This window comes from Sphingobacterium litopenaei, assembly GCF_014692495.1.
In the GTDB taxonomy this organism is placed as follows: domain Bacteria; phylum Bacteroidota; class Bacteroidia; order Sphingobacteriales; family Sphingobacteriaceae; genus Sphingobacterium; species Sphingobacterium litopenaei.
Window position 1 is genome coordinate 128,019 of sequence record NZ_JACOIJ010000003.1, and the last position, 16,614, is coordinate 144,632.

General features: G+C 31.2%; 11 protein-coding genes. 3 read left to right on the top strand and 8 right to left on the bottom strand.

Going from position 1 to position 16,614, the window contains the following annotated elements; all coding sequences use genetic code 11:
* Nucleotides 1–106: 106 nt before the first annotated feature.
* From H8B04_RS02750 to H8B04_RS02760, 3 genes are read right to left on the bottom strand one after another with little or no spacing between them, the layout of a single operon-like run.
* Complete coding sequence (locus tag H8B04_RS02750; protein WP_190301364.1) at nucleotides 107–865, bottom strand: LytR/AlgR family response regulator transcription factor; 759 nt, start codon at nucleotides 863–865, stop codon at nucleotides 107–109.
* On the bottom strand, nucleotides 825–1,886 hold the full coding sequence (locus H8B04_RS02755; protein ID WP_190301365.1) for a LytS family sensor histidine kinase: 1,062 nt from the start codon (nucleotides 1,884–1,886) through the stop codon (nucleotides 825–827). The genes H8B04_RS02750 and H8B04_RS02755 overlap by 41 nt, the downstream gene beginning before the upstream one ends.
* A 44-nt stretch (nucleotides 1,887–1,930) precedes the next feature.
* Nucleotides 1,931–2,812 (bottom strand): lysophospholipid acyltransferase family protein, encoded by an 882-nt coding sequence (locus H8B04_RS02760; RefSeq protein WP_190301366.1) that lies wholly within the window; start codon nucleotides 2,810–2,812, stop codon nucleotides 1,931–1,933.
* Between the two features lie 534 nt (nucleotides 2,813–3,346).
* Here H8B04_RS02760 and H8B04_RS02765 point away from each other — a divergent pair.
* Both H8B04_RS02765 and H8B04_RS02770 read left to right on the top strand, forming a co-directional pair.
* Nucleotides 3,347–3,919, top strand: coding sequence for a cyclic nucleotide-binding domain-containing protein (locus H8B04_RS02765; protein ID WP_190301367.1), 573 nt, complete (start codon nucleotides 3,347–3,349; stop codon nucleotides 3,917–3,919).
* 233 nt (nucleotides 3,920–4,152) lie between these two features.
* The gene (locus tag H8B04_RS02770) at nucleotides 4,153–4,515 is read left to right on the top strand and encodes a hypothetical protein (RefSeq protein ID WP_190301368.1); all 363 of its coding nucleotides are present in this window, start codon (nucleotides 4,153–4,155) and stop codon (nucleotides 4,513–4,515) included.
* Between the two features lie 58 nt (nucleotides 4,516–4,573).
* Here the strand turns inward: H8B04_RS02770 and H8B04_RS02775 are convergent, their stop codons facing one another.
* Genes H8B04_RS02775 through H8B04_RS02785 form a run of 3 tightly spaced genes read right to left on the bottom strand, consistent with a single transcriptional unit; the run spans nucleotide 4,574 to nucleotide 10,669 of the window.
* Nucleotides 4,574–5,932: a RagB/SusD family nutrient uptake outer membrane protein gene (locus H8B04_RS02775; protein WP_190301369.1), complete on the bottom strand. Its 1,359-nt coding sequence runs from the start codon at nucleotides 5,930–5,932 to the stop codon at nucleotides 4,574–4,576.
* Nucleotides 5,933–5,942: 10 nt separating this feature from the next.
* Complete coding sequence (locus H8B04_RS02780) at nucleotides 5,943–9,083, bottom strand: SusC/RagA family TonB-linked outer membrane protein (RefSeq protein WP_190301370.1); 3,141 nt, start codon at nucleotides 9,081–9,083, stop codon at nucleotides 5,943–5,945.
* Entirely contained in the window at nucleotides 9,080–10,669 is a 1,590-nt protein-coding gene (locus H8B04_RS02785; protein ID WP_190301371.1) for a peroxiredoxin family protein, read from the bottom strand. Before H8B04_RS02785 ends, H8B04_RS02780 begins: the two co-directional genes overlap by 4 nt.
* An 841-nt stretch (nucleotides 10,670–11,510) precedes the next feature.
* Here H8B04_RS02785 and H8B04_RS02790 point away from each other — a divergent pair.
* The gene (locus H8B04_RS02790; RefSeq protein ID WP_190301372.1) at nucleotides 11,511–11,783 is read left to right on the top strand and encodes a helix-turn-helix domain-containing protein; all 273 of its coding nucleotides are present in this window, start codon (nucleotides 11,511–11,513) and stop codon (nucleotides 11,781–11,783) included.
* Nucleotides 11,784–12,265: 482 nt separating this feature from the next.
* On the opposite strand, the gene H8B04_RS02795 is transcribed toward H8B04_RS02790, so the two are convergent.
* Together H8B04_RS02795 and H8B04_RS02800 are read right to left on the bottom strand one after the other, a co-directional pair.
* On the bottom strand, nucleotides 12,266–13,360 hold the full coding sequence (locus H8B04_RS02795; protein WP_190301373.1) for a Fic family protein: 1,095 nt from the start codon (nucleotides 13,358–13,360) through the stop codon (nucleotides 12,266–12,268).
* Nucleotides 13,361–13,478: 118 nt separating this feature from the next.
* Nucleotides 13,479–16,601 (bottom strand): metallophosphoesterase, encoded by a 3,123-nt coding sequence (locus H8B04_RS02800; RefSeq protein WP_190301374.1) that lies wholly within the window; start codon nucleotides 16,599–16,601, stop codon nucleotides 13,479–13,481.
* Nucleotides 16,602–16,614: the final 13 nt, after the last annotated feature.

Genomic DNA, 16,614 nt, shown 5'->3' on the forward strand with positions numbered 1-16,614 from the left:
GAAGGCTTTAGATATCTACTTATTAATTTAATCAAATTGTTAATACATTTAATAATCGCACACCAAAATATAACCCTCGATACAAAAAATCATATTATATAAAAACCTATGATAGGTTATTCTGTTTAAAGATTTCATATTTATGTCTGAACTCTTTGGCAAATTCTTGAGTTATATGTAGCAATTCATCCCCTTTTCTACTTTTGGATTTATTTTTAAGAAATATTTGTTTACCTCTTATTACTTCTATTTTATCTAATGCTAATAGATAGCTATTATGCGGTTTAGCAAAACCTTCTAGGGGTAACATACTAGCAAAGGACTTTAAAGACATCTGCGTCACAACAGTTCCTGATTCTAAATAAATAGTAAGAATATTATTGTTAATTATGGCATATAGAATATCTTTAACCTGAATCATAACCTCTTCCCCTGAAACATCTTTAATTTCAAGTTGCTTGACATCTCTTTTTGATTTCTCAGCTTTCCGATCTACTTCTAATACGACATCATTAAGTAATTCTTCTAAAGCTCTAAAGCTAGGAGTTTTACCGATAAAATATTTTATTCCAACTTCTCTGGCACTATATACATAATTACTATAGGAAGAGCATGCCACAGTAACTGGTGGATCCGTAAGCATACTTAACCATGTATTTCCATCTACTTCTGGATCACCAAAATCCATATCTAAAAATAAAATATCTATATCGAGTTCATCTATTTTATGTAGACATTCTTTCCAGTCTGATTGTACGATAATGTTTCCTATAAATGAAATTTCTGACATCATTTTAACCAAATACACTAAGGTATTTAATTTATCATCCAAGAGAAGAATATTGTATTTTTGTTTTAGCATCATATTTTGGCGTTAGTTTTAGGTATAAAGTATAGTCTTTGAGATTGGACGTGTTTTCCATTATATGTAGATAATCGCTGCTATTAATTTTTTCCTTTAAAAATAAAAACCCATTACCAGACTTTTCTTTTATCTTTAAATGATTAGTAGTACTCGTACATTCAATTTCAATAGTGCAATTCTCTTTTATCAATTTATAATTTATAGGATAATCAGGTGATATATAGGCATGTTTAAGACAATTTTCTAAAGGAAATAACAATAGCCCTCTTGGTAATTGGTTAATTTCTCTACCATCATTTATAAGATTAAAAACAACAGACTCAGTTCCATAATGTGCACGTAGTAGACGAATAAAACATTGCAATTTATCTAAGCTATATCCCCAAGAATCTTTCTTTCCTAGCTCTTCCAATTCTAATATATAACCTAAAAACTCAATTATATCCATCTTAGTTCGAGTATCTTTTGGTTCGTTATTTAATAATATTTGACCAAAACTCTCCGAAAATATATTCTTCATAAAGTGAGAAGTATACTTCATATCTTCCGCCCGTTCTCTTTTGATAGCCAACTCCTTTTGTAAGTTTTTGGTTTCCAAATAATACATAACAAACCTTAAAATGACGTAATAAATAAGAGCTATAATATGTAATGATATAAAGGCATCCCAAATTCTATAATGAAATAATGTATCATTTCTAGGCACATTACTATTAAATAGTACTATACCAATTTCTGGTAATATAGAGTATATTATTTCTTGGATTATCCAAGTTATATTCCATGCGAATATTAGATAACTCAAAAATACAATAGCTCGGATTAGGTTTGGATTTTTAAATAGGATTTCCAGAAAAATGGAAATCGCTAAATAAAAAAGTATATAAACTGAAGATATCGCAATAATATGAAGTAATGGTATTTCTTCTTGTGCATAAAAGTAATTTAGAAAATAGTTCCATAGAAAAATAAATGCAGCAATTATCAAATGCATCAGAACACGAATTCTTGCATTTTTCATAGTAGATTTATTGGTGATATTTAAATTTAAGTTATTTTTTAAAACTATGACAAATAAATAAAGCAATAATTTTTCCTATCGAAATATCCAGTTATTCCATTCAGCTTTAATAATAGCCATGAATCTTCAATTTTTCTATAGTCTTTCCCTATATATGATTCCATTCCAATTTCTATGCAACCTAGTTCATGAAAATAATTCCATGATTCCCATTTATAGGGATCATCTACTATTTGTAATTCTAAAAATCTATACAAATCCTGCATGGCAAATACCACATATTCTTTTCCTGTTTTAAAAATATTTGGGGATATTATATTTCCGCATATGATCTTCCACGTCTTATTTCTATTCATATGTGTCAGGGGAATTATAGGAATCTTTAACAAATAACTCAATACCGCTATACCTTTACGTACTTTTATCTTATTGCCACAAAATTGAATTTCTACCCTATTATTGCTTGTATCTTTAATTGTACCGGAGTTACCATCAGCAAATATTAAAAGGTGTCGTCCTTGATTTAATGTAGAGCGCGCTTTTATTAATACTTGTGGATCATCACTAAAAAGAAAACGAAAGGAATCCTGATCTAATAATTTTGATTTCATTTCTTTAATTTGATTTTTCTGCAATTCATATACATTTCGATCTATTAATATATCAAACTGTATATTTCGATTTGCAAGTACTGCAGGTATCTGCGCATGATAGCCTAAATGAAACAAACAGAGAATAGTTGGTTGTTTTACAATAAATGGTAATAGTTCATTTAAATCCCAAATATGATCTGATTTTATAAATTTAGGTTTATGGTATTCTGTCCACTGCTCGTAAATCTTCTTATGAGCATCCCATGGTGTATGCGGAAAAAAATGATGAATATTTGCTGAAAATAATGCAAAATCCCAAGAATTATAGATCATAATTTTTATATTAATGTGATTTATTAGAGGGAAACCATTGAGCATTTTATGCTTCTAATTCCCCTCTAAATTGATAGTTAGGTTATCAAATAATATTAAAAGGTACGTATTGGACACCGCTCTTTTGGAGGTGGTTCATTATCTAAAAGAGATTGAAATTGTCCCCAAACTAATATAGTCGGATTCTTCTTATTAAGATCACTTCTCCATAAAGTTTGATTCTGCGTGTTTTTCATTTTGAATCGATTTTTAACATTTTACCTTAAGCAACAACTGGGGTGTACAGTCCTAGAAGATGCTTTTTTCATAACTCTAATTGGATCCAACAAGAGCAAACTTGCAAACGAAAAAATATGAATTCAAAAAAAATGGTACAACGTATTATATGTAAGAATTACTGACCAGCTATGTTTTTGAGTAAGAGTTACGTAAACAAACAGATTGTAAGTCTTAAAAGTATAAGTTTGTACACTTTGATTCAATGTATACGAAAAAGTAAAGGCAAATTAGTGAATTTACCAACGAATTCACTGGATGGAAAGAGTTATTAATTACTTCAGTTACTACCGCAAATTATCAGTTGAAACAAAACAATTTTTACGAAAGAATGGAAGAATAAAACAATACCCTTCCGCTACCTATTACAAAATGTATGATGAACAAGTTAGTAAGTGGTGTTTTATAATAGATGGTTTAGTTGCGATAATAAGTTTTAACAAGCAAAAGGAAATATTAGAAAGATTTTATTCATCTCATTATTACTTTTCTGGAACGAAACATCCCTTTTCCTCAAATTCAGATTCAAACAGTATTAAATTCCTGCGTTCTACTACTATATACGAAATACCTAATGGTAGTTTCAAAGAAGGAATTGGCTTATATGCAGAATTAAATGAAATCTATCAGATACTTAAACAACATGAAATCAGATATACCCAACAGTTAATTAGCATTTTGAATTCACCATCTCTTCATCGATTACATGCTTTAGCTACACTCCAGCCAGAATTATATAATTTACTTACTATAAAAGAGAAGATGGCATATTTAAATATTAGCAATTTTAAATACTACTATCTCGCCTTATCTTATCATTTACGATTTTAACATTTATACCAATAGCATAATTTTCTATATATAGAGTTGTAGAGATTTGAGTATACCAAACATCTACAACTTATGAAAATGTACAAAAAGAAATTTGCAGTATTCCTGATTTTGGTCATACCCTCCCTATAATTAAGGGACTGGTGGGCCAAAATATACTACGATGCTGTATGAGGTAACAGATATCTATCATAAAATATGACCTCGATTATTTTATTTTTAAAAAAAAGATTATGAAAAATTTAAAGAATATAGGGTTACGTGCCCTTTCATTTATTGCGTTAATTGCTGGAAGTTATTTCGCTGTACAGGCAATGCATAGCGCTAAAGTTAAAGACATCAGTAAAACAAGCTTAGCATCACAGACTTGGTACTATCAATTAAACAGTACTAATCCTTCAGATGTAAATAATCCTGCAAATTATGCCCTAACTAAACCAACCCCCAGTATTAGTTGTGGAACAGGTACAGTAATGTGTAGTATTCAAGACGAACCGAGTACTTCGAACCCTAGCCAACCCGCATTTACACATGGAAATGTTGCTGACAATGAGTTAGACTATGAGGCAAACAAAAGACCTCCATTCACGCCATAATTATTGAAATTATAAAATAGCGTTTTGTTGTAAACTAATTTACAACAAAACGCCTCTTTTATCTAGGATTTTGAGGTATTCCAGTTATTTGGATAATCTCCTCAGGAATTGGAAGAGCATATTTATTGTCATTAACACTTAATACATACTCCGAGCCATTTAATAACCTTTTTAATACAATCTGACTATCTTCAAATTTATTCAATCGCTTTATATCAATCCATCGCGAATCTCTCATAATAAATTCTTTACGTCTTTCGGACAAGGTCAGTTGCAAAGCTGATTTACTGTCGTTATCTTGAACGGTAGGAATATTTGCATTCGAATAGCGCATCTTCAACACTTCATTTAGATAACGTAAACCATCGGAAACTTGACCAAGTCGAATTAATGACTCGGCAACATTGAAATAAGCATCTGTGGTTGCAAGTCCCATAAATAAACCATTAGCCCCCAAGTAGGAGCCTCTAAAATAAATCGAGCCATCTGTATTTGATCCAAAAAACAAAGACTTTCTAAAGTCATACGGGCTATAAGATGTATATAAGTTAAGATCTATCTTGCTATACCAATAGCCAATAAGATTATTAACCCCTCCAGCGATGAAAGCTACCTCTCTATTATTCATTTCAAAAGGAAAACTATTTGAACCATTATACATTGTATAATCTATTAGCCTGTCATCAATAGATAAAGCCTCCTGACCATAGCGAGCTGCCATTTGAAAATCCTGCATAATCAATGAGGTCCACGACAGCAATAAAAGAGCGGCATGTCTAGAAGGTTCATGTTGATTAGTTGAGCGCTCATTAAGTAGATCTTTTGCTGCAATCAAATCCTCGCAAATTTGATGATAACATGTATTCACCGATGCCCTAGTCGTTGGCTGATTAAAATCGTCCGATAGGCGCAATGGGATGCCTAAATCTGATTCAGCAGTATTCAAATCGTATGTTTTAGAAAATAAGGTGACCAACTTAAAGAAGCTATAAGCCCTAAAAAACAATGCTCTACCTTTCAGATTACGAAACAAACTATTTTGAGATACTTCCAAATGAGACATTAATTCCAAATTAGATAAAACGAAATTCGCGTAGTACACCACTCGGTAATAATCCATCCAAGGATTACTCGATGATTGATAAAAAATCTCATTACCCCAGGTATACATATCACGTTCACCTTGATCCAAACTTTTCCAGACATTATAATCTACGTAATAATTATCTGCGGACGCTTCTCCAATCCCCATCGTATAGTAGTTCATAACACTCGTATTATTCATTACGGCATCCAGATCATTCAAAGTCGTAGCGACCTTCAACTTAGCATCAGGTTTCAACTCTAAAAACTGCTCACAGCTCGTAAGCTGCGTAACTATCAAAACAATTAATGCTATATTTAATAATTTTTTCATGTCTTTCTAATTAAAAATCAATCCTTATTCCCAGTGCATATTGTTTTCCTACAGGATACATATTAGGATAATCGGGATCTATATCATATGAATTGCTTTTCCATAATATCCCCAAATTTGTAGCCGATACATAGATACGTCCTTTAATAGTGTTCCGCATTTGCCAATCATAACCAAGTATCATATTTTGAATACGTATATGATCTGCCTTTAATATTAAGATATCCGAATTTTCATAAAAATGGTTTCTATTACTATTAACTGGATAAACGTATGCTGGAACGTCAGTTCTATTTTCGTCACCTGACTGCTGCCATCTCTTTTCAAAATCTCCACTCCCAATACCTAATGCGTTCATTGTAGTTAACTCATTGTACCGAACAGACTCTCTTTTGAATACATGTCCAAACTTATAGGATAAACCGACCATCATATCAAATTTCCCAATGCGAAATAAGGGATTGAAATATCCTGAATAGCGAGGTAAAGCTGATCCACTATAGTGTAAAGTACTTTTATCCTGCGTACGTATTGCATTATAATCCTTTGACTTTTCTCCATCAATCTCTCCCAATGGATCACCAAACTCGTCTAGACCTCTCCATTTGTAGCTCATAAAGGAATAAACTGGATAGCCTATCAATCCATTGACAGATGTCCCATTACTTATTGACTCATAAGCTAACTTAGCACTGATGTAATACTTCGACACTTCGCTATGATTCACATTTAATAAAAATTGTGGTTGAATCGTAATTCTTCTGCCCAAATTGAAAAATCCTGAAAGCTCCAACTCAACACCTCTGCCCTTCATGTCCGCAACATTTCGCATGATACCCTTACTTGGTACAGCAGTATAGTCTATTGGAGCTACACCGAACAAATCTTCGCCACGCTTACTATACAACTCAACTCTTCCTTGTATATGCCTATTAAGCATTGAGAAATTTGTCCCCAAATTCCACATTTTGTTTTTCTCCCAACGTAATGAGGGATTCATAAATTGATTGATAAATGCCTTTGGAAAATTCGTATAGCTATCCGTATTCTGGTAACGAATAGTAGTAACTGCCGATTGGCTCTGATTTACATTACCACTAACTCCATAAGATAAACGTAAACTCAAATCATCAATCCATGACAAAAAATGCTGACTTTGGCGAATGATATTCCAACGTCCTGCTATAGACCAAAGAGGTTGCCATTTATCATTTGTTTTTACGCCAAATAAATTTGATGCATCTCGACGTAAACTTCCCGAAATGACATACTTTTCCTTAATACTGAAAGCTGCATTCACATATTGAGAAACAAAACGATTCGTATACATGGATCTATCATCAATAAATGGTACATAGATATTTCCATTTGTAATGAGATGTTTATATGCATTGATATAGTCTACCTTGCCGATCGAATAGTTTTCTTCATCAAATCCATAATAACGATTGACATTCTGATCTTTAAGCTGCTGACGTATTTCCATCCCAAACAAGGCGTGAAGCATAAAATGACTCCATTGCTTATCATACTCTCCACCAAACCTAAAATTATGAACACTTGATGAGTTTACTAATTGATCCATGATGCCTCCTTTTGGAATGCCGAATTGCACCTGGTTCTTTGTAAAATCTAGTTTTGCATACCTATTTATCAAATCTCTTACAAAAAAACTTTCTTCAGTAGATAGATTGTTACTTTTCAATTGAACTTGCTCATATCGATAGGACATTGACATCTTTAAGGCATTCCATACATTATAGTCTAGCTTAGATGACAGAAGCACAGCATGTTGTTGATGTATAAACTGCGTATGCTTATAATCTGTTAAGGGATAAAAATTCCAATCCATCAATAGACCTGCACCCAGTGTATCGACAAATCCTGTTCGATATGGAGCATAGCCCAAAGCATCACCATGATCATTAACTAACATCATATATGGTCTTCTCCCTATAGGACTATATGCTGTTCTTCCAGATTGCTCTCGTCCATTAGTATAATTCAAATCTGTGGACAGTTTAATCTTTGAGCTAATCTGTAATCCAAAATTACTACGTAATAAAATTTTCTGATCACGACCATCCAGCAGATCTATATTACTATCGTGTCTTCCTGAAAGCAAAAAACTAAACTTATTGTTGGCTCCATCTATAGAAAAATTATAATTGCTATTTATCGCATTGCGGTACATGTATTTCAGATAATCACTTCTCACATCGTTTTCACGCATTGCATCAATTTGGGATTTTAATTGCTCCGGATCACCTTTGTTGTCTCTAATAGCAATAAGTGCTTCCACTACTGGAGATAGATAAGGCCGTAAGGTTGACTTTTCAGCACTGCTGTAAGCTCCTTTTTCAAATAAATATGTCTCTAGGTCGATGACACTACTTGCGCTGATCTGATTGACTCCATATAGATCAGGTTTAGTCTGCAATTGTACTGCTGAAGATAGATTAATATGACCTTTACTCTGAGTGGATGCCTTTTTGGTAGTGATCACAATCACACCATTGCCTGCTCGTGCACCCCAAATTGCTGTTGCAGCAGCATCCTTAAGAATACTAATATTTGCGACATCTTCCGCATTGATATTATTTAGATCACCGTCATAAGGAAAATCATCAAGTACAATCAATGGTAAATTGCTATTATTAATACTACTAAGTCCTCTTAAAGTCATCGAGGCTTTACTATTGTTTTTGGTAAAAAGTAAGGCTGAATTTCCTTCAAGACGATCTAAAATATTACTAGAATATATGTTTTTAATATTTTTCATATTGACCTTTTCAAAAGCACCTGTAGCCTGCGTAAGATTTATCTTTTGATACCCCGTATACACATCTACCTCTTCAATTAAATGAGCTATAGGAAGTAATACAATAGTAGAGGAATTTAATATTTCTTTTACCCCGATTCGCTTATTTTCATATCCAATATGTGTTATTTCAATTGTATCCCCTACGTTGGCAACAATATCTACAACTCCATCTTTATCACTTGTATAATGAGCTCCTTTAACTATCAATGTAGAATTAGATATTCTTTTTTGGCTAATACTATCTTTGATTACTATACGTCTATTCAACTCCTGACCATATATATACGTGCTGATCATTAATAAAAATAAACTCAATACCACTTTCATAACAATTCCTCCTCTCTAACTCTAATAATGGAAATCACCTTCGGCTGTTTACGCAATTGATAACCTTGCTTAACTAAGGAATTTTCTAAATATGTTAAATCTGGTAACTTCTGCAGGTCGATATTAATGATTAACTGAGACTCTAGGCTATCATCAAGAATAAAAATGGGTTGTCGAGGCTGATCTATAGTTTGATGATTTAGTCTTTTCAAAAGATCTTTAAAACTTACAGTAAAGTCGTTCTTATTCACATTGGTAGATTTAGAATGCGCATTTGAAATAACATAACAATCAATCAAAGTATCCACAACTTCCATACTATATCCATTTCCTAATAACAAATAATCTAAAGCAAGCTTATTGAACCTTACTCGTGGAATATCGCTTGTTGCAATGAATTCTATACCCACACCATATTCATACACCCATTTGGAATAGTCATTGTTATCCCCATTGGAAAGATGGTCTACTTTTATTTTATGATCAAAATCTAGAAATATTCGATTTCTCCAATTATCTTCTAACAACAAATACATTGATTCAAGCAAACCCTTATTGATTATTAATAAGCGTTGTACACTATCATGATGTGTGTAGCTCCCTAAGCCACCAAGCCCACGAATAGGCTTTAGTAATGTTGCACTGACCCTTTGGGCATTTTTCATCTGTGCATTGGATTGTTCCTTAATTGCTATGTGTTTATCAAAATCCAAGATATCCACTTTATGAATAATAGATGTGGATGTTTTTTTCATTATACGACTTAAAGCATCTGCCTTTAGAATCTCAGAATCAGTGATGGCCAATACTTTCCCTTCTTTAATCAAAATAACATGCGGAATTAGTCGATAAGGAAAATATCGAGACAACACATTGTCGGATATAATACTCGGAAAGAAATGCTTCGATTTTTGTTCAAAAGATTTAATCTCATCTTCCTCTTGATAGGTAACTCCTTGAAAGAAAACATCGATATCAGACGATGAAGAAGATTGTAAAAAATTGCTGATAGATCCAATACAACCTCCACACCAGGTCGCCCAAAAGTCCAAGATGATTAATTTCTTGTCTTTATAATCGCTCAGTCTGATTGTTTTATTTCCAGCAGGATGATTAACAACTTGCAGTGGTAAATGCCACAGCGCCTCAGGTATGTTATCTCCAATATTTAGTGGCCTTATTTCCTCTTTTTGTAAAAAGCCCTGATGTGGGGCTGAATAAAGTAATGAATTACAACAAATCGTAAAAAAACTTATAAGAAAAAGAGTTCCTAACTTATTATACTTTTCCTTTTTTAAACAATTTCTTTTAAGTGTTTTATTAAAAAGTTCATTGTTACTTTCTCTAGTATTATCTTCACGATTTACTAAACTTTGTACTGTTGTCGCATATTTATTATGTAACTGATATTCATAAATCAAGGATGACAAGTATGCTGCGTAGCTTTCCCTATTTTCTGATGTCAATACGTTTCTTTCTTGTTTTGCCTCTCCAGAAACAATGGTCTTGTCTTTAAATAAGAAATTATTGGGTTTTGGTTTCTTCAATATTGACAGTCCTCTTCCCTCTCGATAAAAATTCTTCATTTTTCAAGTGAATTATAATTGGTTATGTCCTAAGTTGGTGGGTATGATAGTAGATATATCTGAAATATCCACTACTTAACTTAACACCAATAGAAACAGAATAAGGTAATTTAAATATAAGCCGACTCTGTATACAGCATATTGCATTACAATATGATTCAAATCACTTGTAAGAATAATTAAGGAGTAGTATATTTAGAGTGCGAACAATAAAGTATAAAACCGATTATTACATCTTGCTAGGTAGTGCTATATAGTACAGTAGTCGGCTACAGATAACAAAAAGTTAAATAAGCCTATTCATTTATAGAATATGGCTCTATCTTCTTTTGACTCTGTGTATTTTAAATCATCATTACTCTGGTGATCGTTTGATGTTCTTATATAAAAGATTAGAGTAACTCCATTGTTGATCTGGTATCAACAGCATGGATGTAGTGGTAATTGATCTCGTTCTCATAATTTATTATTTATAAAAGTTTATGATAACGATGGTACTCTAAAAGCAAAAGGTAAGCTGTATTGGGTGGTATAACCAATATGGCGAACTTCAATGCTTTTGAACGCGGTACGACCAAGCACCTATAATCCAAGGATTATATCCACAAAAGACTTACATGAAGTTCGCCATATTAGACTTTATAAACGAAGATATAAAAATCTAATATAAATGGCGAACCCACGGTTACCTCATGTGGAATTTTGGTCGTTTTCGTTCATGAGTAACACCGTTACGGAAAGAAACATAGTTTCTAAAACCGTTCCGCTATTAATTGATATACAAATATATAAAAATAATACAAACTATTCGCTATAGCGAACGATTTTTTTTAATAAAAATATGACTTACATAGAAGACAAAAATGAGCTTAATAAAAAGATATGTGAATTTATAAAAGCACGCTTTTTTTCCCCATATAAATTAAATGGAGAAGAAACCAGTCTAAATAAATACGCTAAAGCGTGTAACTTGTCTTCATCCACAATTTCAAAAATAAAAGATGCAGAAGGTTATAACATACCAATTTCAACTATTTATGCTATTTGTAATGTTGAAAATCTGTCACTTAATTTATTTTTTGAAGAATTTGAAAATCAAATGAAGAAATCGTGATATTTATTGATTTTAGATTTATGACCTAAGTAAGCCTTGTAAGAAAATAATAGGTAAAATGTCTGAATGGTTTATTATGAATTTTTATCTGTTTTAGTTAATACAAAATATAAGTCTACGGATTTATTTGCCGATACAAAAAGTAAAATTAGAAAATATAAACTTGATTATCAATAAGTTAAATAAAATTAAGATGTAAAAAAGGTGTACGACAGCTAAATGCTCGGACAATATATATTCAACTATTGTCTAAAATTTACATCAGTTGTAATTTCACCTATAATATCACCTTAATAGCTAAGACTACTCACACATATAACTCTTGAAAAGTTTTGAAAAACACGTGACTACGTGACTACATGACTACAGAATGAAAGGCAAAGACGCTTAACGGTTGAAAATCAATGTTATACAAAACATAAACTGAATATTATATTTAAAATTTACTGACTACAAAACAGCATTTGTAGTCAGTAAAATTTTTACCAGTTTAATTCGTAGTTTGTACTTCTTCCACCTGACTCAGCTTTAAGTAAAATCTCTTTATTCACCAAATCAGTAATATCACGTAATGCGGTATCACCAGATACTTTTGTCATCTTAGCCCATTTTGAAGAAGTAAGATGTCCTTCAAAATTATCCATCAATTTATTAAGCATAATACGTTGTCTTTCGTTACTAATTTTTGAACCATTATAAATCCAAAATTGATGTTTCTTAACAACCTTATCGATTATAACGCTTGATGAAATTATAGCTTCTTTTAAACAGGATAAAAACCAAATAATCCAATTTGTTATATCAGAATCTCCTTTTTGAGTTTTTTCCAAAATCTCATAATATGCTTTGCGTTCATTACGGATTTGAGCTGACGTACTATAAAAGCGTTGATTGACACCATCAGCTTTAGATAGTTGCATATCTGTCAAAGCACGAGCAATACGTCCATTACCATCATCAAAAGGATGTATAGTTACAAACCATAAGTGCGTAATAGCTGCTTTTAGTACAGGATCTATATTAGTAGTGGTATTGAACCATTCAATAAGTTTATCCATATCAACCTCTAATCGATCAGCCTTAGGAGCTTCAAAGTGAACTACCTCTCTCCCAAATCCTCCTGACACAACTTGCATATCTCCAGTGCGCCACTTACCCACCTCGATCTTATACAATCCCGAACGTCCAACAGGAAACAAAGAAGAATGCCAACCAAATAATCTATCAGCAGTCAACGTCTTATTAGGATTTTGAGTAGCATCTAACATCATTTCTACTACTCCATCTATATGACGATCTGAATTTACACTTCCTAAATTATCTAACCCTAAACGATTAACTATTGAAGACCTAACTTGTTCAGGATTTAATATCTCTCCTTCAATTTCTGAACTTTTTACTACATCTTGGATAAGTGTTTCTAAGTTGGCTTCGTCTTTTAACTCAAACCCTAGTAACTCTACTTTTCCAATAAGTTTCCCTTGAAGATGACGAACCTCACTTAAAAGATTAAGTATTTTATCGTCTTCCCATTGAAAATTTGTCCAATTATTTCGTTCGTGTATATAGACTGACATTTTACTAGATTTATGCAGTAAATATAAGAATTATTTGACGCAAAAAAAGCGGAGAATAAACTATTTATTCTCCGCTTTTTGTTGAAGAGCATTTATCCAGATTTGGATGGATAAAGGTTTATTTTTTTATACTCGATGTAGCAGAAATGATTCTTTGTCTATCAATTGATATATCTAGAATTTCAGAAGCTTTTTGTTGATCACTTTCTTTTAAAGGTATCATTCTCATAAAATTAACCCCTAATCTCCTTAAAATATTATTTGCAAGTCTATTATTCTTGAATTGATCAGATAAATCTTTAACATCCTTAACGGGAAAAGATTTACTATACTCGAACTTTACGGACATATCAATTAAAGATACAGCATTATTTTTTTCTCCATTATTCGCTATTGAATTTTTAGTTAAAACATCGTTAAAAGTTATTTCTAAATCTTTAGAACTAATAGATGAAGATATTCTTTTAAAGATAGAGTAAGAAACCATATACAGAAGATTAAACATAAATTGCTTAGCCAAATCTTCTCTTTCTCTCATTGTTAAAGCTGAATTTGGATCTTTTTTAATAATATCAATAATTTCATTTTTAATATATTCTTCTCCTTCAAGTAAAGTTCGGAATAAAAAGGTTAATGATCGCAATCCTAATTTATAGAGCTCTTCGACTAATTCAAGCTTATCTGAACCAACTAAAGAGGCATATCTATTTTTAATAATATATCCTAATATTTCAATTGTCTTAAATGCTTTATTAATTTTAGATATGCTATCTATATTTTCATCAGTATCACCTTCTTTTGGGGGAATTTCATTATCAAATTTTTCATCAGCAATTTCAACTTCTGCATATACCTCACTTTCTGATGATGAATGTATTTTCTCAAGATGAATTTTGTCAGTAGTATCTTTAATTAAATTGTTTATTGAGTTGATATCACTATTAAAACCAATAGTAACCTCATCCTTAAAAAGTTCTTTGGCCCTATTGATAATTTGATCAATCACGAACTTTGATTTACTATGGTGTGAAAGAAAAATATAAATATTTGCACTTTCAGTCTGATAAAGATTATTAGATATTTCACATACTTTACTTTGGATATCTTTATTTTCTATATTGTCAGACAAATATTTACCAAAAAAGTAAAAATAAATATACTTGTATTTAAATTTATATAAATTAGTTTGATTTTGAATTAGATTACATTCTTCAAGAATAAATAATGCATCCCTAAAACTTAACTGGACTTGATATTTCTCTGTAAAGAATTTATGGAATTCAATAAACTCAGATTCAGTCACCTCAATAGTACCTTTTTTATTTAACCAAAATGAGAACTCTGTTAAATATGAGTAATATTTCTCTATTTCTGAGTTTGCTTTAATTTTTTTCCCTAATGCTGAACGAATTAACACATCATAATAGTGTCCGAAAGTACTTTGTTCAAAATTTGTGGTACTTGCCAGTTCATTCGCTTGTAAAATTGTTAAAATATATATTGGCAATGACGGGATCAAATTTTTACCAATAACAGCATTAACTGTTTTTACTAACTCTTTAATTTGAAATTCTTTTGTTTGATCATCATCAAACACATCGTCAATTAGATTGATCCACTTTCTTATTAACTCAAATCGCTTCTTGCCTCCAAACTTTAAAATTTCAAATACTTCTAAAGTTGTTATCTGAGATTCCAACAGATCACTTAGGGTAAAATATTCATCCCATGTGATAATTGTATAATAATTGAAGGACTGAAGATTTAGAATAAATGTTTTTTTACTCTTTTGAGGTAGCTTGCAATTATTTAAATCATCAATAACGATAAAAATATCCTTTTCCTCTAAATTAACTGCTTCTTTATATTGTTTTCTGATTTCCTTTTGGACTAATTTATCTATCTCCTCTCTTGTAACCTTTTTTATATCTCGTCCTTTAATAAAGACGGGAATATTATTATTTTCTAAAAGTAGTGTTTTAATAATTTGCTTACAAAAGGACGTTTTCCCACTATTCTCCTCTCCTAGAATAACTATGTGCCTAATCTCTTTTTGTATAATTTTTTTTAAAATATCTTCAGATTTAATCGCTCCCCCCTTTTCTTCCTCATCATTCAAGCTAAATTGCTCCATATAAGGAAACACGTAAATATCATCAAGAGTTAAGGCTTTACTTCTATGTGTAAAATTAGCCCCACTATCTTTTAAAAATTCTTTAAATTCCTCATCTAAAATAAGTGTTTCTATATTTTTTAATGTTGAAGTATTTCTGTTAATATCTATCTCAAGAACTCCATTATCACAGACATCTGTATTCTGCACAAACAAACGTTGTGAATGATTGTACTTATAGAAATAACATTTATTATCACTACCATAATCAATTACACTAAACCCATTAGCATAAAAACCGTCTGACCTAATCTGATTCAATCCAGAGGGTGAAACGATTTTTAAACAAGTACCAGTTAAATTTTGAACAAATTCGACATCTGTTTCGTGCACATGTCCACTTAATACTATATCATAATTAGAAGATATATGACTCTTGATTATTTTTGATTCAAATCCTGATAACCAATCAAGTTGATGGTGCATCAAAGCGATTTTCAACTCGCAGTCTTCTATAAATTTAAAATTATCGTTTAATTGATTTTCCCCTACAAGTAAATTCTTACAATCATCATTTCCATAACATCTCCAAGAAGTATTCAGAGAAGTTATACCTACAGACTTATCATTAATATTTAGTTTGATTGAAAATTTGAATTTTGAATGAACTTTTTCATTTACATCCTTATAAAGTTCAAATTCAAATAGTTTATATTCTTTTATTCTTTGTATTCCATCATAATCGTCTTCTAATGTATTTGTAAATGCATTAACCGCTTCAATCGACTTTAATTCATTAGTTAAGCCACTATGTGCAAATGCCTTATCTGCATTTCTATTTATATCATGATTTCCTGGACAAATTATAAATTTAGAAATATCAAGATTCAACTTTTCTAAAATAGGTTTGATAACTTCCTCATTAAAAGTATTTAGCCCATTTGTGACTGATCCAAAATCTTTTCCTGCTTGATCTATTAAATCTCCAGTAAACAATACTAAATCAATATTTTGATCTTTGTTTAATTCATCAATTTTATTTAAAAATGGAACTCTCATAAAGTCGTTCCAATCCTTAAGAGTTTTATTGTTTAAGTGAAAATCTGTTAAATGTAATATTCTAATCATAATTTATAATTGT

Excerpts from the sequence above, each read along its gene's own strand:
- H8B04_RS02790 (WP_190301372.1), top strand. The coding sequence starts at position 11,511 with ATGACTTACATAGAAGACAAAAATGAGCTTAATAAAAAGATATGTGAA.
- H8B04_RS02765 (WP_190301367.1), top strand. The coding sequence starts at position 3,347 with ATGGAAAGAGTTATTAATTACTTCAGTTACTACCGCAAATTATCAGTT.
- H8B04_RS02800 (WP_190301374.1), bottom strand. The coding sequence starts at position 16,601 with ATGATTAGAATATTACATTTAACAGATTTTCACTTAAACAATAAAACT.
- H8B04_RS02795 (WP_190301373.1), bottom strand. The coding sequence starts at position 13,360 with ATGTCAGTCTATATACACGAACGAAATAATTGGACAAATTTTCAATGG.
- H8B04_RS02755 (WP_190301365.1), bottom strand. The coding sequence starts at position 1,886 with ATGAAAAATGCAAGAATTCGTGTTCTGATGCATTTGATAATTGCTGCA.
- H8B04_RS02785 (WP_190301371.1), bottom strand. The coding sequence starts at position 10,669 with ATGAAGAATTTTTATCGAGAGGGAAGAGGACTGTCAATATTGAAGAAA.
- H8B04_RS02770 (WP_190301368.1), top strand. The coding sequence starts at position 4,153 with ATGAAAAATTTAAAGAATATAGGGTTACGTGCCCTTTCATTTATTGCG.
- H8B04_RS02780 (WP_190301370.1), bottom strand. The coding sequence starts at position 9,083 with ATGAAAGTGGTATTGAGTTTATTTTTATTAATGATCAGCACGTATATA.
- H8B04_RS02775 (WP_190301369.1), bottom strand. The coding sequence starts at position 5,932 with ATGAAAAAATTATTAAATATAGCATTAATTGTTTTGATAGTTACGCAG.
- H8B04_RS02760 (WP_190301366.1), bottom strand. The coding sequence starts at position 2,812 with ATGATCTATAATTCTTGGGATTTTGCATTATTTTCAGCAAATATTCAT.
- H8B04_RS02750 (WP_190301364.1), bottom strand. The coding sequence starts at position 865 with ATGATGCTAAAACAAAAATACAATATTCTTCTCTTGGATGATAAATTA.